The organism is Amycolatopsis sp. CA-161197 (assembly GCF_050942255.1).
GTDB lineage: Bacteria > Actinomycetota > Actinomycetes > Mycobacteriales > Pseudonocardiaceae > Amycolatopsis.
Window position 1 is genome coordinate 1847286 of the sequence record NZ_CP192059.1, and the last position, 18090, is coordinate 1865375.

The 18090-nt window shown below is 70.8% G+C and carries 13 protein-coding genes; 11 read left to right on the plus strand and 2 right to left on the minus strand.

Annotation, left to right across the window (positions count from 1 at the left end; genetic code table 11):
• Nucleotides 1-6: 6 nt before the first annotated feature.
• A complete protein-coding gene (locus tag ACQPXB_RS08995) occupies nucleotides 7-3018 on the minus strand; it encodes an AfsR/SARP family transcriptional regulator (RefSeq protein WP_432850800.1) in 3012 nt (1003 codons plus the stop codon).
• Between the two features lie 102 nt (nucleotides 3019-3120).
• Here ACQPXB_RS08995 and ACQPXB_RS09000 point away from each other — a divergent pair, with 102 nt between their 5' ends.
• From ACQPXB_RS09000 to ACQPXB_RS09010, 3 genes are all read left to right on the plus strand, one after another.
• Entirely contained in the window at nucleotides 3121-3774 is a 654-nt protein-coding gene (locus ACQPXB_RS09000; RefSeq protein ID WP_386948792.1) for a hypothetical protein, read from the plus strand.
• A 31-nt stretch (nucleotides 3775-3805) separates the two neighbouring features.
• Nucleotides 3806-5359: an alkaline phosphatase D family protein gene (locus tag ACQPXB_RS09005; RefSeq protein WP_366579092.1), complete on the plus strand. Its 1554-nt coding sequence runs from the start codon at nucleotides 3806-3808 to the stop codon at nucleotides 5357-5359.
• A gap of 278 nt (nucleotides 5360-5637) precedes the next feature.
• Nucleotides 5638-7617, plus strand: coding sequence for a S53 family peptidase (locus tag ACQPXB_RS09010; RefSeq protein ID WP_432850803.1), 1980 nt, complete (start codon nucleotides 5638-5640; stop codon nucleotides 7615-7617).
• 84 nt (nucleotides 7618-7701) lie between these two features.
• Here ACQPXB_RS09010 and ACQPXB_RS09015 read toward each other — a convergent pair whose 3' ends face one another.
• Nucleotides 7702-8916 (minus strand): MFS transporter, encoded by a 1215-nt coding sequence (locus ACQPXB_RS09015; RefSeq protein WP_432850805.1) that lies wholly within the window; start codon nucleotides 8914-8916, stop codon nucleotides 7702-7704.
• Between the two features lie 315 nt (nucleotides 8917-9231).
• On the opposite strand from ACQPXB_RS09015, the gene ACQPXB_RS09020 reads away from it, so the two are divergent.
• From ACQPXB_RS09020 to ACQPXB_RS09055, 8 genes are all read left to right on the plus strand, one after another.
• Entirely contained in the window at nucleotides 9232-10635 is a 1404-nt protein-coding gene (locus ACQPXB_RS09020) for a purine-cytosine permease family protein (RefSeq protein ID WP_366579098.1), read from the plus strand.
• Nucleotides 10636-10678: 43 nt separating this feature from the next.
• A complete protein-coding gene (locus tag ACQPXB_RS09025; protein ID WP_432850807.1) occupies nucleotides 10679-11359 on the plus strand; it encodes an SDR family NAD(P)-dependent oxidoreductase in 681 nt (226 codons plus the stop codon).
• Entirely contained in the window at nucleotides 11356-12369 is a 1014-nt protein-coding gene (locus tag ACQPXB_RS09030) for an S-adenosylmethionine:tRNA ribosyltransferase-isomerase (RefSeq protein WP_432850809.1), read from the plus strand. The genes ACQPXB_RS09025 and ACQPXB_RS09030 overlap by 4 nt, the downstream gene beginning before the upstream one ends.
• Nucleotides 12370-12484: 115 nt before the next feature.
• Nucleotides 12485-13543, plus strand: a complete 1059-nt coding sequence (locus ACQPXB_RS09035) for an ABC transporter substrate-binding protein (protein ID WP_432856500.1) — start codon at nucleotides 12485-12487, stop codon at nucleotides 13541-13543.
• Nucleotides 13544-13591: 48 nt separating this feature from the next.
• Entirely contained in the window at nucleotides 13592-14383 is a 792-nt protein-coding gene (locus ACQPXB_RS09040; protein WP_432850811.1) for an ABC transporter ATP-binding protein, read from the plus strand.
• Nucleotides 14370-15251, plus strand: coding sequence for an ABC transporter permease (locus ACQPXB_RS09045; protein WP_366579105.1), 882 nt, complete (start codon nucleotides 14370-14372; stop codon nucleotides 15249-15251). The genes ACQPXB_RS09040 and ACQPXB_RS09045 overlap by 14 nt, the downstream gene beginning before the upstream one ends.
• Before the next feature lie 48 nt (nucleotides 15252-15299).
• Nucleotides 15300-16298 (plus strand): YdcF family protein, encoded by a 999-nt coding sequence (locus ACQPXB_RS09050; protein ID WP_366579107.1) that lies wholly within the window; start codon nucleotides 15300-15302, stop codon nucleotides 16296-16298.
• A gap of 148 nt (nucleotides 16299-16446) precedes the next feature.
• A complete protein-coding gene (locus ACQPXB_RS09055) occupies nucleotides 16447-17973 on the plus strand; it encodes a recombinase family protein (protein ID WP_432850814.1) in 1527 nt (508 codons plus the stop codon).
• Nucleotides 17974-18090: the final 117 nt, after the last annotated feature.

Consider the following 18090-nt stretch of genomic DNA (forward strand, 5'->3'; position numbering starts at 1 on the left):
TACGGGTCAGGCGGACACGATCCGCGGCCCCTCACCCGGAGCCGACTCCAGCCGCGTTTCCAGCGCCGACTGCTGCGGCCGCGCCGAAAGCTCCCGCCAGATCGCCAGCGCCCGCTCGGAGTACGTGCGCGAGCGTTCCGGCTGGCTGAGCGCCGAATGCAGCTCGCCGAGCAGCTGCGACACCTCGGCCTCCGACCGCCGGTCGCCGTTGCGGCGGTGCACGCTCAGCGAGTTGACCAGCAACAGCTGCGCGTGGGCGAAATCGCCGCTGTGCAGGCACAGCTCACCGAGGTTCTGGTTGGCGTACCCCACGCAGTGGTCGTCGCCCAGATCGGTGAACACGGCGATCGCGCGCGTCACGAACTCGCGCGCGGGCCCGAGGTTGCCCTCGTGCTGGTGCAGCAGCCCGAGCCGCTGCAGCGCGTGGGCCTCGCGGTGCCGGTCGCCGATCGCGGCGGCCAGCTCGAGCGCGTCGGTGAACCACCGCTTGGCCGGCGCGTAGCACCTCTGCGCCATCCACCCCGCGCCCACGGCGATGCGGATCACGGCCTCGCCGTGCCGGTCGCCGGCTTCGGCGAACAGCTTCGACGCTTCGTGGCAGCGCTCCAGCGCGAGGTCGTTGTCGCCCTGGATGCGCAGGATCGTGCCGAGCCCGGCGAGCGCGATGCCGGTGCCCTGCGCGTCGCCGACGCGTTCGTACAGCTCCCGCGCCGCGTCGAACGCCACGAAGGCTTCGGCGTAGCTGTCCTGGTACAGGTGGATCTGCCCCAGGTTGCGCTGCACGATCGCCTCGCCCCGCACGGCTCCCGCGCGCCGGGCCGCCGCCAGCGCCACCTCGTGGGTGGCGTGCCAGTCGTCCTGGTGCCCGCGCAGGTCGAAGTACGGCGTGAACGCGGCCGTGAGCTGCCACGCCAGGTCGTCGAACCCGAGCTGCGCGGCCAGCGTCACCGCGGCGACGCCGGAGTGGCGCTCCGCGGCGAACCACGCGGCCGGGTCGGCCAGGAGCTCGTCCGTCCCGTCCGGCAGCTCCGGGTAGGGCACGGCGTGGTCGCGGTACTGGCCGAAGAAGTGGATCGGCATCCGCTCCGCCGCCGCGACGGCCAGCGCGAGGTAACCCTCGAGCACCCGCCGCACCGCGCGTCGCGTCTTCTCCGGCGCGTCCCGCTCGGCCAGCTCCGCCGCGTACACGCGGAGCAGGTCGTGCAGCCGGTACCGCGGCTGGCCCGTCGCGTCGGACGCGACGAGCTCCACCAGGTGGGCGTCGACGAGCACGTCGAGCACGTCGTCGGCCGACGGACGGCCCAGCGCGGCCGCGACCACCCAGGCCGGGAACTGGATCGGCCCCAGCGCACCCAGCCAGCGGAACGCCGCGGCCGCCGACATCGGCAGCAGGTCGTAGCTCAGCGTCACGCTGGCGCGCACGGCGAGGTCGCCGACGCGCAGCTCGTCGAGCCGGCGCCGCTCGTCGTGCAGCCGGTCGGCGAGGATCCGCAGTGACCAGCTGGGCCGGTTGGTGAGCTTCGCCCCGGCCACGCGGATCGCGAGCGGCAGGTGCCCGCACTGGCGCAGGATCGCGGCGGCGTTGTCGGGCTCCGCCGCCACGCGCTCGGCGCCGACGATGCCCTCCAGCAGCCGCGCGGCCTCCGGTTCGGGCAGGAGGTCGACGTCGACCGGCACCGCGCCGTCGAGGTCGGGCAGCCGCACCCGGCTCGTCACGAGGACCGCGCACGCGCCCGTGCCCGGCAGCAGCGGCCGCACCTGAGCGGCGCTGCCCGCGTCGTCGAGGACCACGCACATGCGTTTGCCGGCCAGGCGCGAGCGCAGCAGCGCCGAACGTTCCGGCAGATCGCGTGGCAGGCCCGCATCGGGAATGCCGAGCGCCCGCAACAACTCCGCGAGCACACCCATCGGCGCCCGCGGCGACGACGACGTACCGGCGAGGTCCACGTGGAGCTGCCCGTCTCCGAACGCGTCGCGCACCGCGTGGGCCACCCGGACCGCGATGGCGGACTTGCCGACGCCGGGCGCGCCCGAGAGCACCACCACCGTCGGCCGGCCCGTCTCGCCGTGTTCACGCAGGCGCGTGACCAGCTGGTCGACCACGTCGTCGCGGCCCGTGAAGTCCGGCAGGTCGAGCGGGAGCTGGCAGATCGGCAGCTCCGGCAGCGTTCGCGGTCGTGGCACCGCGAGTTCGGCCGGTACCGCGGGCAGCTCGGGCACCGCGGCGGGTGGCACGAGCGTGGCCCGCAGCTCTCGCAGCCGAGGCCCGGGTTTCGTCCCGAGCTCCGCTTCCAGGGTGTGCTCGGCCAGCTCGTAGGCCTCCACCGCCTCGGCGACCCGGCCGCCGTCGCGCAGCGCGGTCACGAGCTGCTGCCACAGCTCTTCGCGCAACGGGTGTTCGGTGACGAGGCCACGGAGTTCGGCGATGGCCTCGCCGTGGCGCCCCAGCGCGAGGCGGGCCCGCAGCCGCTGTTCCTGCACGGACAGGCGCAGTTCGGCCAGCCGCGCGATGGCCGCGCCCCAGCCGTGGTCGTGCGGCAGGCCTTCGAGCACTTCGCCGCGCCAAAGGGCGTCGGCTTTATCGAGCAACGCGAGCGCCGCTTCCGCGTCTCCGCGTTCGAACGCTTTCCGCGCTTCGGCAGCGTGGTTGGCGAACAGGACGTGATCGAGTTCTTCGTCTGCGGCCGAGAGCAGATATCCCGACGCGCGGCTGCTGATGCGGTCACCCAGCTCGGGTGCCGTTTCCGCGAGCCGCCTGCGGAGGGAGTGGACGTAGGTGCGGATGTTGGCTGCCGCGGAGCGAGGTGCGGTACCCGGCCAGAGGATTTCGACCAGCACTTCGGTGGACACCACGACATTCGGCTGCAGAGCCAGCGCGGCCAGCAGCAACCTCGGCTTCGGCCCGCCCAGTGGGACGGTCCGGCCTTCAGCAATGACCTCCAACGGTCCGAGAATTCGGAACGCCAGTGAAGTCAACAATTTACCCGCCTGAGCGGCAAGGTCCCCATGACCGGGCATGCTAGGAGCGTTCGCGCAGGTTAGCTAGATCCGTTCGGCGGCTCGCGTCCCCTAAATCGCGATTTGTACGGGTCGTGTACAACGCTTCGACACGCTATGGCCATGAAGCGTTCGAAGCTCCGGCGGTTCGCCGGATTCGGGGTTGTCTTGGCCGCGATCGGCGGGTTCGCGCTCACCGCGGCAGTGCCCGCGTCAGCCACGGTGCCGGGCAAGGTCCAGACTGCGGGCGATCCGCTCAACGTCCGCCGCGCGCCCAACGCCGCCGCCACTGCCGTGAAGACGGTGGCCAACGGCGCGACCGTCAACATCGAGTGTCAGACCACCGGAAGCTCAGTGGCGGGCCCGCTCGGCACCACCACGATCTGGGACTACGTGCCCGCGCTCGGCGGCTACGTGTCCGACGGCTACGTACAGACCGGCTCCGACGGCCGTGTCGCACCCGACTGCGGCACCGGTACCGGCAGCGCCCAGTGCGCCGCGTCCTGCGCCGCCGAGGGCGTGTTCCGCTCGTCCGACGCGCACTTCGTCGCCTACGACACCAACGCCGACGGCAGTTCCGGCGTCGTGCAGTACTGGCTCTCCGACGGCTCGGGCCCGTACTACGTCTGGGCTTCCGGCGGCAACGGCACGTCGGTGGACAAGGCCGCGCCCGTCGCGAAGGGCAAATGGGTCTTCTACAAGGTCTGCACGGGCCACAACACCTCGCCGCCGACGTTCGCCGGCTGCAGTGCCGGCCTCACCGACTTCGCGGCCTGACCACCCCTACTCCCCGAAAGGATCCCCTGACATGGGCCAGGTGAACCGGCGCTCGGTGCTGCTGGGCGGACTCGCCGCCGTGAGCGCGGCCGCGGCGACGACCGCTCTGCCTTCGTGGGCCAACGCGCGCACCGCCGTCGCCGCCCCGGCGATCCACGACCCGTTCCAGCTCGGCATCGCCTCGGGCGACCCGTTGCCGGACAGCGTGGTGCTGTGGACGCGGCTCGCGCCCGCGCCGCTCAACGCCGACGGGTTCGGCGGCATGCCCGACGCCACGTACGCGGTGGACTGGGAAATCGCGAACGACGAGGCGTTCTCCTCGATCGTGCAAAGCGGTTCGGTGAACGCGGTGCGCGCGTCGGCGCACAGCGTGCACATCGAGCCGACGGGCCTCGAGCCGGCGCGCGAGTACTTCTACCGCTTCAAGTCCGCCGGCTACATCTCGCCGGTCGGGCGCACGCGCACCGCGCCCGCGGCCGGGGCGGCCGTGAACCAGCTGAAGTATTGCTTCACGTCGTGCCAGCACTGGGAGGAAGGCTGGTACCACTCGTACAAGGGTGTGGTGCGCGACGATCCGGACCTCGTGCTGTTCCTCGGCGACTACATCTACGAAAAGCCGTCCGGGCGCAAGAAGGCGGAGCTCAACCCGCGGCGGCTCGCGGTGCCGTCGGACACCACGACTTTGGCTCTGTACCGTGCTCGGCACGGCCAGCACAAGACCGATGTGGACCTTCAGGCCGCGCACGCACTGGCGCCGTGGCTGGTCGTGTTCGACGACCACGAGGTGATGAACAACTGGAACTCCACCACGAGCCCGGCCTCGGCCGCCCGCAAGGGTTACGGGTTCCAGGCGTTCTACGAGCACATGCCAATCCGGTCCACGGCCAAGCCCAGCGGCTCGTCGATCCAGCTGTACCGCCAGTTCCTGTGGGGCAACCTCGCGCGCTTCCACATGATGGACACGCGCCAGTTCCGCAGCGCGCAGGTCACCGGCACCGCGTGCGGCCCGTACCGCGACACCTCGCACACGATCACCGGTACGGCGCAGGAACAGTGGCTGCTCAAGGCGTTCGAGACGCACCCGGCGACGTGGGACTTCCTGGGCCAGCAGGTGTTCTTCGCCCAGCGCGACGGCGACGGCAACTCGGCGACGTGCGAGAACCCCGACTCGTGGGACGGCTATCAAGCTTCGCGCGATCGCATCACGCAAGGCTGGATCGACCGCAAGGTACCCAACCCGGTGGTGCTCACCGGCGACGTCCACCGGCACTGGGCCGCCGACCTGCGCAAGGACTACTTCGACCACAGCGATCCGATCGTCGGCTCGGAGCTGGTGACCACCTCGGTCACGTCCAACAGCGACGACGCCGCGCCGCCGTCGGCCGCGTGGCTCGCGAACAACCCGCACATCAAGTACTGCAAGGGAGAACGCGGCTACGTGCGGGTCACCGCCACGCCGGCGCAGATGCTGGCCGACTTCGTGGTGGTGTCGGACACGAGCGTGAACGACCCGGCGAAGCTGGTGATCAAGACGGACAAGAGCTTCGTGGTCGGCGCGGGCTCGAAGGGCCTGCAGGCGGTGTGAGCACCCGACGGAAGTAGGTGGTGTTTCCCGGTCCGGCGTGCTCCGCGATACCGCGATGCGGAACTTTCGAATCGGACTTTTGTTCCTTTAGGCGACATTCCACTCGGGACAGTGCGGACGAACCGGACTTCCTCCTTGTGTACCAAGGAAGATCGAGTGCGACTTCGAGATAACGGTTCCGCACCGGCGGGCCGGACGCTTCCCCGGCGGCCGGTGCGGACCTAGTCTCGGGCCGGACGCTTGCGGCCTGGGCGCCGCGATTCACGAGGGAGTTGCCTGTGCGAAGAAGTCTCACCGTGTTCCTTTCGCTGGCGATGGCGGGTGGCCTCGCGGCCGCCACGCCGGGGCTGGCGTCTGCGGCATCGGCCCCGGGCCGGGCCGACATCCCCGCGTCGCACCCGCTCTGGGCGAACCCCGGGGCCAAGGTCGCGAACACCGCACCGGCGTCCAAGCTGGACTTCCGCGTGTACCTGAACCTGCGTGACGAGGCCGGTGCCGAAGCCGTGGCGGCGGGCGTGTCCGACCCGCACTCCAAGAGCTACCGGCAGTACCTGTCGCCGCAGCAGGTGCGCGACCGCTTCACCGCTTCGGACCAGACGGTGTCCGCGGTGAAGACCTGGCTGTCCGGTGCCGGGTTCCAGATCGGCGACGTGCCGTCGAACCGCGCCTACGTGGAGGCCGTCGGAACGGCGGACCAGGTGCAGAAGGCGTTCGACGTCACGCTCGGCAAGTACGCCGTGAAGGGCCAGACGCTGCGGGCGGCGGACAAGAACCTGTCCGTGCCGGCTTCGCTTGCTTCGTCCGTGCTGGGTGTCGTCGGCGTCGACCAGGCGACGAGCCTGCTGAAGCCGGACCACACCTCGGGTGCCGACACCGCTTCCGCCAAGTCCTCCGGGCCGGCCACCGCGCCTCCCGGCGCCGGGTTCCGCAACTCGGGCCCGTGCAGCGACTACTACGGCCAGAAGACCGACACGGTCGACCCGGCGTACAACGGCGAGCAGCTGCCGTACGCGCCGTGTGGCTACAAGCCGGCGCAGCTGCGTTCGGCGTACGGCCTCGACCAGGCCGCCAAGGTGGGCGCCGACGGCCGCGGCACCACGATCGCGATCGTGGACGCCTTCGCGTCGCCGACCATCTACGCCGACGCGTCCGAGTACGCGAAGCGCAACGACCCGGCGCACCCGCTGACGAAGGCCCAGTTCAGCCAGCACGTCTTCCCGGTCAACCCGGCCGACGAGGGCCCGGGCCAGTGCGACGCCTCGGGCTGGTACGGCGAGGAGACGCTCGACGTCGAAGCCGCCCACGGCCTCGCGCCGGGTGCGAACATCCTCTACGTCGGCGGGTCCGACTGTGAGGACCTCTCGCTCGACACCGCGCTGAACTACGTGATCGCCGGCCACAAGGCCGACATCGTGTCGAACTCCTACAGCGACACCGGCGAGGACCTGCCGGCGGACGAGATCAAGGCGTTCAACCAGATCGCCGTGCAGGCCGCGCTCGAGGGCATCGGCGTGTACTTCTCCTCCGGCGACAACGGTGACGAGGTCGCGCGCCTCGGCACGCCTTCGCCCGACTTCGCGGCTTCGTCGCCGTGGGTCACCGCCGTCGGCGGCACCTCGCTGGCGGTCGACAAGTCCGGCAAGCGGACCTTCGAGACCGGCTGGGAAACCGGCAAGTCCACACTCACCGCGGGCGCCTACACCCCGGCGTTCCCGGGCGCCTTCAACGGCGGCGCGGGCGGCGGCACCAGCCGCGTCTTCGCGCAGCCGGCGTACCAGAAGGGCATCGTGCCGGACGCGCTGTCCACGAAGAACCAGAAGGGCAAGGCCAAGGGCCGCGTCGTCCCGGACATCTCCGCGGTGGCCGACCCCAACACCGGCATGCTCGTGGGCCAGACCCAGACCTTCCCCGACGGCGTGTACTACGACCAGTACCGCATCGGCGGAACCAGCCTGGCGTCCCCGGTCTTCGCGGGCGTGATGGCCGTGGCCGACAGCCTGGACCACTTCCACCACGGCTTCATCAACCCGGCGCTCTACCAGCTCACGTCGCGCACCGGTGCGATCTACGACGTGAAGCACGTGGACGGCGCCGTGGAACGCGTGGACTTCGCCAACAGCGTCGACGCGTCGGACGGCCTGCTCACCTCCGCCCGCACGTTCGACTACCCCAACCTCACGATCCACACCACCAAGGGCTACGACGACGTCACGGGCCTCGGCTCGCCGAACGGCTTGGCCTTCTTGTTGCTCGTGTGATCCGCCACTGAGGGTCGATGCAGGCCCCTGCTTTGCCGCGATGGTTGCGGCAGGGTGGGGGCCTGCTTCGGGTCCGGGGTGGTCTCAGGCGCTCGACCCGGCCTCCGCCGGGGTGTGCCGCATCTTCCGCACCGCCGGCGACAACAACGGCACCGCCGCCGCCACCGCCAGCACCACCCCGCCGGCCGTCGCCACCGGCCCGGTGCCGAACGACGAAGCCAACGGACCCGCCGACAGCTGCCCGATCGGGATCCCCACATAGGACCCGAAGTCGTCGTACGCGGCCATCCGCGACAGCAGGTGTTCGGGGACGTTCTCCTGCACCGTCGTGTCCCAGGCGACGTTCGCGACCCCGCTGCCAAGGCCCGCCACCAAAGCCGCCGCGGCCAGCGCCACGAACCCCGGCGATGTCCCCAGCACGATCAACGGCGTGGCCGCCAACGCCGCACACACCTGCCCCAACGTCAGCAGCCGGCGCGCCGCCACGCGGTACATCACCACGCCCGTGATCAGCACGCCCGCGGCCCGCACGCTCAGCACCGCGCCCCACGACACCTCACCGATGGTGGCGCGCGCGATGGTCGGCCCGAGGACCTGCCAGACACCCGTCTGCGCGATGTTGACGACCGTGAACGCCGCCACGATCTGCCACAGCCACGTGATCCGCCGGAACGCCTGCCAGCCCTCGCGGATGCCGTGGAGGATCCCCGCCCGCGACGAGCCGGCAACGGGCGGCAGACGCAGGAAGCTGAACGCCAGCCCGGCCACCACGAACGACACCCCGTCCGCCGCGATGGCCCACCCGCCGCCGACGGTGGCCACCAGGATCCCGGCAACCGACGGCCCCGCCACCTTCGAGAGGTTGCGCGCCGACGACAACAGCGAGTTCGCCTGACGCAACAACCCCCGCTCGACCAGCTGCGGCACGATCCCGCGCAACGCCGGCGTCGTGAACGCCGTGAACACCCCGTTGGCGAACTCCGTGCAGACCAGGAACGGCAGCGAGTAGTTCCCCGTCAGCAGCACCCCCGCCGCCACCAGCTGGGTCGCGCCGCTGCCCAGGTTGGCGAGGCGCAGCACCAGATCCCGCGGAAACCGGTCGGCCACCGACCCGCCGACCAGCAGCAACGTGAGCATCGGCACCATGTTGGCCGCCAGCACGATACCCAGGTCACCCGACTCCGGGCTCGCGTCGAGCACCGCGAACGCGAGCGCCACCGGCGTCATCGCACTGCCCACCAACGACACCGACCGCGCCCCGAAGAACACGGCAAACCGCCGCGACGCCAGAACCCCCATTTCGATCATCGTGCCAGCGGAGTGCGGCAGCGCATAACAGATAAAGCGGTTTCAGCGACCACCCGAGGGCGACCGCGCCGACTACCTACGGCGCGGACGGCTTCGTCGCGAGGCTCGACTCCGCGGGAAACCTCCGCTGGGTGGTGGCGTCGGTGCGGTCGAACCCGTTCGAGCGGATCGCGGTTTCCGGAACGGCGGTCGTGGTAACCAGCAACCTGGGAAACTCGGTCTCTTCCGATCTCCTCGACCCGAACTTCTCCCAGCCGGGGAGACGTTCGTCGCGGAAGCTTCCCCCCGGCCCGGGCGCGGGGAATCATGAGCCCGGCAAAACGGGAGAAGGGCCAGTACATGAGCGGGATCGACGCGGAGGTCTTCGGGGGACGCATGCCGTCCGGTGCGGGGGACTTCGCCATCGAGACGCACGGCATCACGCCCGTGCCCGAGGCGAACCGGTTCGGCCGGCCGTGGCGGCTCGCGAGTGTGTGGTTCGCGCCCAACCTGACGATGACCGCCGTCTTCACGGGCACGCTCGGGTCGACGATGGGGCTGGGCTTCACGACCGGGTTCATCGTCGCGCTCGTCGGCACGGTCCTGGGCTCGCTGCCGCCCGCCTACCTGTCCACGTGGGGCCCGAAGACCGGCACGGGCCAGCTACCGCTCGCGCGGCTGCCGTTCGGCAAGACCGTGGTGCTGCCCGGGCTGGTGCAGTGGCTCGGCAGCATCGCCTGGGACGCGCTGGTCGGGCTGTTCGGCGGCGAAGCGCTGGCGGAGCTCACCGGCTTGCCGTTCTGGCTCGCCGTGGTCGTGGTCCTGGCGCTCCAATGTCTGCTCGGCGTGTTCGGTTACGCCGTGATCCACCGGGTGCAGGCCGTGATGAGCGCGGTGCTCGTGGTCGCGTTCGTGGCGCTCGCGGTCAAGGTCGTGCTCGACCACCCGATCACCTTCACCGACTCGGCGACCGGCGGCGACTACGCCGGCGCCGTCGTGCTGTTCTCCACGATCACGCTCAGCCTCGCCATCTCGTGGGCGCCCTACGCCGCCGACTTCAGCCGCTACCTGCCCGCCGACACGAAGCCGGCGGGGGTCTTCTGGTTCACGCTGCTCGGGCTCGTCGCGTCGTACGCGCTGGGCGAGGGCATCGGCCTCGCGCTCGGCTCGGCGCTGGGCGACCAGACCGCCGCCGGCGTCTCCCAGCTGGTCGGTGGCGGCGTGGTCGGCGGGCTGGCGCTGCTGGTGATCGCGCTGGCCGCCGTGTCGTCCAACGCCATGAACGACTACAGCGGCTCGCTCGCCCTCCAGACCGTGGGCGTGCGGCTGCGCCGGCCCGTTTCCGCGGTCGTGGTGACCGTGCTGGCGTTCGCGCTCATCCTCTGGATGCACAGCGGCGACCTGTCGGCGAAGTTCGAGAACGTGCTGCTGTTCGTGAGCTACTGGATCCCGCCGTTCCTGGGCGTCGTGGTGCCCGACTGGCTGCGCCGAACGAAAGGCCGGCAGATCGACATCCTTGCCGAGCTGCGCAAACCCACCCGGTCCTGGGCCGCACTCGTCGCGTTCCTGATCGGGTTCGCCGCGGCGGTGCCGTTCATGAACACCACCGTCTACACCGGACCGGTCGCCGCCGCGCTGCACGGTGCGGACCTGGCGTACTACGCGGGGTTCGTCGTTTCGCTGGTGGCGTACTTGCTCCTGCGCGGCGGGAAGAAGGTTGACCTCCAGTAAGGTAGAGGTCGCACGCTGGTTGGTATCTACTCCAGGAGGAACCATGCCAGTCGCCGTCATCACCGGCGCGTCAGCCGGTCTGGGGCGGGCCCTCGCCGGGGCCCTCGTCCGTCGCGAGTGGACAGTGCTGGGCACCGCGCGGGGTGAAGAAGCGTTGCGCGCCACGGCCGACGAGCTCGGCTTCACGGCCGTGCCCGGCGACGTCACGGACCCCGCGCACCGCGCCGCCCTGGCCGAGACCGCCGGGCCGCGGCTCGACCTGCTCGTGAACAACGCCAGCAGCCTCGGCGTCAGCCCGCTGCCGCCGCTGGCCGACTACCCGCTCGAAGCCCTGGAATCCGTCTACCGCACCAACGTTTTCGCGCCCCTGGCCTTCATCCGGACGTTGCTGCCCGCGTTGAAAGCCGCGAACGGCGTCGTCGTGGACATCAGCTCCGACGCCGCCGTCGAACCCTACGAGGGCTGGGGTGCCTACGGCTCCGCCAAAGCCGCGCTCGACCACGCCACCGCCGTCCTCGGCGTCGAGAACCCGGAGCTCGCCGTCTACGCCGTCGACCCCGGTGACCTGCGCACGGCCATGCACCAGCTCGCCTTCCCCGGTGAGGACATCTCCGACCGGCCGCTGCCCGAGACGGCCGTGCCCGCGTTCCTCCGGCTGCTCGACGAACGCCCGCCCAGCGGCCGCTACCGCGCCGCCGACTTCGCCCCGGCGGTGCACCGGTGACCACACGGTTCTCCCTGCCGGACGGCTCGCTCGCCACCGCACCACCCGAAGCGCGAGGCCTGGCCCGCGACGAGGTCCGCCTGCTCACGGCAGGTCCGGACGGCGTCGAGCACGCCACCTTCCGCGAGATCGGCGACCACCTGCGGCCCGGTGACCTGCTCGTCGTCAACACCTCGGCCACACTCCCCGCGGCCGTCGACGCCGTGCGCGGCGACCACGTCGTCGGCGTCCACTTCTCCACCGAGCTCGACGACTGCACCTGGGTCGTCGAGCTCCGCGCCCCCGGCGGCCCGCTGCTCGACGGCCACGAAGGCGAGCACCTCGCCCTGCCCGCAGGGGCCGGTCTCACCCTGCTCGCCCCGCACATCGCCGGCCAGCGACGGCTGTGGCGGGCCCGCGTCGACGTCGAAGGCGGCGTCGGGAAGTACCTGGCGCTCGTCGGCCGCCCCATCCGCTACGGCTACGTCCCGCGCACCTGGCCGCTCACCGACTACCAGACCGTGTTCGCCCTCGACCCCGGCTCGGCGGAAATGCCCAGCGCCGCCCGCCCCTTCACCGCGGAACTGGTGACTCGGCTCGTCTCCCGCGGCGTGCTCTTCGCGCCGATCCTCCTGCACACCGGCGTCTCGTCGCCCGAAGCGGGCGAGCCGCCCTACGCCGAGCGGTTCCGCGTGCCCGTCACCACGGCCGCGCTGGTCAACTGGGTGCGCACGCAGGGTGGGCGGGTCGTCGCCGTGGGGACCACCGCGGTCCGCGCGCTGGAGTCGGCCGTCACCGACGGTGCCGTCACCGCTGCGTCGGGCTGGACGTCGCTGGTGCTGGGCCCGGAGCGCCCGGCGCAGGTCGTCGACGGGCTCGTCACCGGCCTGCACACGCCCGAGGCTTCGCACCTGCTGCTGCTCGAGGCTGTCGTCGGCCCCGACCTGGTGCAACGCGCCTACGACGCGGCCGTCGAACGGAGGTACCTCTGGCACGAGTTCGGCGACGTGTCGCTGCTGCTGAGCAAGTAACGGCAGACCTGTCAAGGGGATCTCAGCAGAATTCCCGCCATGCGGATGTCGATGCGCCCGGGTGAGTGACCGTGCGAACCTCGCCGGGACCCGTCGCCGCTGGAAGGGCCCACCCGTGCGCAAGCTCCCGAGAACCCGTCTGCTCGCCTCCGCGCTCGTCGCGCTGACCGCGGTGGGTGCACTCGCGGGCTGTTCGCGCGCGGATCGTCCCCAGACGGCGGCCGCGAACGAAGGCGCCGCGACCGAGGTCCGCCTCGGCTACTTCCCGAACGTCACCCACGCGCCGGCGCTGATCGGCGTCGACAAGGGCTTCTTCACCCAGCAGCTGGGCAAGACGAAGCTCACCACGCAGACGTTCAACGCCGGCCCCGACGAGGTCAACGCGCTGCTCGGCAAGTCGCTCGACATGGCGTTCATCGGGTCGGGCCCGGCCATCACGGCGTTCAGCAAGTCCGAAGGCGCGATCCAGCTGGTCTCCGGCGCGGTCTCGGGCGGCGCGCAGCTCGTGGTCAAGCCGGACATCACCAGCGTCGAGGGGCTCAAGGGCAAGACGATCACCACGCCGCAGCTGGGCAACACCCAGGACGTCGCGCTCAAGAAGTTCCTGGCCGGGAAGAAGCTCGCCGGCCAGGTCACCGTGACCACGATGGACAACCCGAAGACGCTCGACGCCTTCCGCAAGGGCGACGTCGACGGCGGCTGGCTGCCCGAGCCGTGGTCCTCGCGGCTCGTGCTCGACGCCGGCGCGAAGGTGCTCGTCGACGAGAAGTCGCTGTGGCCCGACGGCCGGTTCCCGACCACCGTCGTGATCGTGCGCAGCGAGTTCCTGCAGCAGCACCCCGACACCGTGCGCGCGGTGCTGAAGGGCGAGCTGGCCGCCATCGACTGGGCCAAGGCCAACCCCGCCGACGCCAAGACCGTCGTCAACGGGGCCCTCAAGAAGCTCGCCGGCAGCTCGCTGAGCCCGGCCGTGCTGGACCGCGCGTTCTCCGGCATCGAGCTGACCACGGACCCGATCCCCGAGCAGTTCCCGCAGCTGGCACAGGACTCCGTCACCGCGGGTGTCGCGAAGTCCGCCGTGGCGCTGAAGGGGTTCGCCGACTTCGGCCCGCTCAACGAAGTTCTGCAGGAAGCCAAGCAGCCCGCCGTCGAAGCTCCCGCCCTGGCCAAGTGATTCCGGCTCGGCAACTCAGGCGGTAATTCAGGAAAGAGGCAGCGCGCGATGACGATCACCCTCCCCAGTGGACGGACCGAGTTCACCGGCACGGCCGCCGTGCGCCTGTCCGGCGTCGGCAAGGCGTTCGGCCCGGCCGGACGTGCCGTGGTGGCGCTCGACGGCGTGGACCTGACGGTGGCGCCGGGCGAGTTCGTGTGCCTGCTCGGGGCTTCGGGTTGCGGCAAGAGCACGCTGCTGAACCTCGTGGCCGGCCTCGACGCGCCGTCGGCGGGGGAGATCACGCTCAACACCTCGCGCCCGGCGGTCATGTTCCAGGAGGCCGCGCTGATGCCGTGGCTCACGGCCGCGCGCAACGTCGAGCTGCCGCTGCGCCTGGCCGGCTTCGGCCGCGCCGAGCGCCGTCGCAAGGCCGCCGAGCTGCTGGACCTGGTGCGCCTGAACGGCGTGGGCGGGAAGCGGCCGCACGAGCTGTCCGGTGGCATGCGCCAGCGGGTCGCGCTGGCCCGCGCGCTCGCCGCCACCCACCGCGTCGGCGGCGATCCTGAGCAGGCGCTGCTGCTGATGGACGAGCCGTTCGCCGCGCTCGACGCCATCACCCGCGACGTGCTGCAGGGCGAGCTGCTGCGCGTGTGGGGGAGCACGGGCACGTCGGTGCTGTTCGTGACCCACGACGTGCGCGAGGCCGTGCGGCTGGGCCAGCGCGTGGTGCTGCTGTCGTCGCGTCCCGGCCGCGTGGTGCGCGAGTGGACCGACGTGCCGCTGGCCGACACCGAGCAGCTGACCGAAGAAATCACCGGCCACCTGCGAAAGGTGATCAGCACCCATGCCGCAGCCTGACGGACCCGTCGACGAGCTGGACGCCGTCGGTTCCGGCCTCGACGCGCTCGACGCCCCGGTGGGCGAGCGCCGCCCGTCGTTCTGGCGGCGGTTCGCGTGGGGTTTCCTGCCACCGGTGGTCGCGCTCGTGCTGCTCGTGGTGGTGTGGCAGGTCCTGTGGGCCGCCGCGTTCTGGCCGGAGGCGCAGCTGCCCGCGCCGCTGGCCGTGTGGAACGAGTTCTGGGACCGCCTCACCGACGGCGAGGTGTTCGGCTTCATCTGGACGTCGCTGCACCGCGCCGCGCTCGGCTTCGCCGCCGGTGTGGTGATCGGGACGCCGCTGGGTCTGCTCGTCGCCAAGGTCCGTGTGGTGCGCGCCGCGATCGGACCGCTGCTCACGGGGCTGCAGAGCCTGCCGTCGGTGGCCTGGGTGCCGGCCGCGATCCTGTGGTTCGGCATCAACGACGCGGCGATCTACTTCGTCGTGTTGCTCGGTTCGGTGCCGTCGATCGCCAACGGCCTCGTGTCCGGTATCGACCAGATCCCGCCGATCCTGCCGCGCGTGGGCCAGGTCATGGGCGCGCGCCGCCTGGCCGCGGCCCGGCACATCCTGCTGCCCGCCGCGTTGCCCGGCTTCCTCGCGGGGCTGAAGCAGGGCTGGGCGTTCTCGTGGCGCTCGCTGATGGCGGCCGAGCTGATCGCGCTGTCGCCGCAGCTGGGCGTCGGCCTGGGCGCGTACCTGAACCAGGGTTCGTCGCTCAACGCGATCGAGAAGGTGATCGCGGCGATCTTCCTGATCCTGCTCGTCGGGATCGGCATCGAGCTGCTGGTGTTCCGGCCGCTGGAGCGCGCCGTGCTGCGGGCGCGGGGGCTCACGTCCTCGCTCTGACGGGGCTGATCCGACGCGTTCCCGCGGCACCCACCACAATGTCCGATCATGGCCCCCGCGATCTTGGCGCTGCTCGCCGATCTGATCTTCGTCGTGCGGTTCCTGCGCGAGCCTCGGCGGCTCGGCAACGCCGTGTGGTTCGCGATCGCTCTGGTGTTGACGGGGTTGTGGCTCTTCAGCCTCACGGCCGGGCTGGTGTGGCTGCAGACCGTGGTGCTGATCGTCGTCGCGGTGGTGGCGGTGGTGGCCGCGCTGGTGCTGCCGTGGGCCTTGATCGCCAACGGCGCCGTGATGTGGCGCCGCGAGGGACACCGGCCGGCGAACATGCTGTCGCTGCTCGCGGGCCTGGCGATCCTGGCGGTGTACGTCTTCACGGTCGCCGCGGTGGCGTTCACCCGCACGGCGCCGTGGCTGATCGTGGTCGCGTTGTCGGCGGTGCTGTTTTCGGCATACCTGGCGTTCGTGTTCACGGCGCTGCTCATGTACTCCGTGCTCTACAGCCGGCTGAACCGCCGCGCCCACGCCGCCGCGATCATCGTGCTGGGGTCCGGCTTGCTGGGCGACCGCGTGCCGCCGCTGCTGGCCAGCCGGCTCGACCGCGGGGTCCAGTGCTACCAGCGCTCGCCCGAGGCCGTCGTGGTCGTGTCCGGCGGCCAGGGGGCCGACGAGCTCACCTCGGAAGCCGCGGCCATGGCGGCGTACCTGGAGAAGGCCGGGGTGCCTCGCTCCTCGGTGGTGCTCGAAGACAAGGCCACCACGACCGACGAGAACCTCCGCTTCAGCGTTGAACTGCTCCGCGCGCGGGGGATCTCCGGCCGGATCCTCGCGGTGACGAACAACTACCACGTCTTCCGCACGGCCATTCTGGCTCGCCGCCTCCGGCTGCGCCTGGACGTGATCGGGGCGCGGACGGCTTCGTACTTCGTGCCGAGTGCTTTTCTGCGCGAGTTCGTGGCTTTGCTGCTGCAGTACAAGAAGACGAACGTCGCCGCGTTCGTGGTGCTCGTGGGGTTCCCCCCGGCGTTCGCCCTGCTCAGCCAACTCTGACGGCTGCCTCCGGCGCGCACCGCTCGGCCCTCGAATCGCCGCAATGTGGCGTTCGATGCGCTGGGTGCACCGAACGCCGCATTGGGGCGCGCTGAAGGCACCGAACGCCGCGTTGGCGAGGTCCCATTTGCTGGCATAGCCTCGTGTTATGGCGATCAAGCACGATGTTAACGCTGGTCAACGCGCTGGCCGTCCGATCGTCCTGGACTCCTACGGCCGGTTGTCGCGGGTGCCAGAGACGGGTGAGTTGGAGAAGATCGAGACCCAGTGGGCCGACAACCGGAAGGTGATCGAGCGCGTCGGTGCGACCCTCGGCGAGGAGCTGAAGGATGGCCTGTCGGCGTGGAAGCGCAGCGTCCGTCGGGCCGGGTGGGAGCGGCTGTTGGAACGGGTCGAGTCGGGCGAGTCGGACGGGATCGTGGTCTGGCACACCGACCGCCTGTTCCGCCAGCCGCGTGACCTGGAAAAGCTGATCGACCTAGGCGAACGCGGGTTCAAGGTCTACTCGGCGCACGGCGAACGGGACTTGGCCGATCCCGACGACCGGTTCATTCTGCGGATCGAGGTCGCCCACGCGGCGCGGTCGTCGGACGACACGTCCCGCCGGATTAAGCGCCGGTTCGCCACAAAGCGTGAACAGGGAGTCGGCCACTTAGGTGGTCCGCGCCGGTTCGGGTGGCCGGGCAAAGACCTGACGTGGGTGCCTGGTCGGGGCGAGACGGACGGGGATCGCCCCGACGTGCCTCCCGGGCTGGTCGAGCAGGAACGAGCCGCATTGCGGGATGGCACGGACGCGCAGCTGGCGGGGATCGGGCAGGGCACGCTCGCCAACGAGTGGAACGCAGCAGGGCTGCGGACGGCACTGGGGCGTGAGTGGATCGCTGTCACGGTCAAGTCTGTCCTGCTGCGGCCCACGAATGCCGGGTTGATCGAGCATGACGGCAGGCTGGTCGGCCGGATCGAGGGCGAGCCGATTGTGGATCCGGACAAGTTCGCGCGGCTGCGAGCGATGTATGCCGCTCGGCGACGCGGGCGAGTTGTCGGCGAGAGCTACGTCGGTACCGGCATCCTGCGGTGTGGCCACTGCGGGACGAAGCTGTCAGCAAGCCGAAAGAACACGGTGCACAAGGACACCGGCGAGCGGAGCGCGGTGTACTTCTGCAACAAGCAGCGGCGCGGATGCGGCAAGGTGTACGGCGACCGGCGCGCCGTTGATCACGAGCTGCGGCTATTGGTGATCGCGCGCCAGTCGGACTCGCGTCACGCGTCGGCGGTTGCAGCAGCGCGGGCACGGGTAGCGAACCGGCTGACCGAGCTGCACGAGGAGATCACCAAATGCGAGGAGATCCAGACCGCGCTGTCCGAGCGGTTGGGGCTGCTGGAGATCGACGTTGAAGCGTTCGACCGTGGCAACAAGCCGATCAGCGCACGGCTAGGGAAGCTCCGAGCCGAGCGCGACGAGCTGTCTGGCGGGAACCCTGACGGTCCGATAAAGGCTCAGGACCCGGCCGAGGTCGCCAGGCAGTGGGACCACGGGGATGTCAGCGAACGTCGGCCCATGTTGTTGTCCGCGCTGGGAAAGACCTTGCTCTATCTGGACCCGGCCACGCGAACGGGTGCACAAACGTTCGATCGGAAACGACTGCGACCCGTCGAACCTGGGAGGTCGGCATGACGCATGTTGTGCTCGAGGGGCGAGTTGCATACGAACCACACGTCTGAAACTGCCTGGATGATGACGGCTGTCCGTCCGCGGGCGCGGGGCCAGCACACAAGCCGAGGCGTCCGCAAG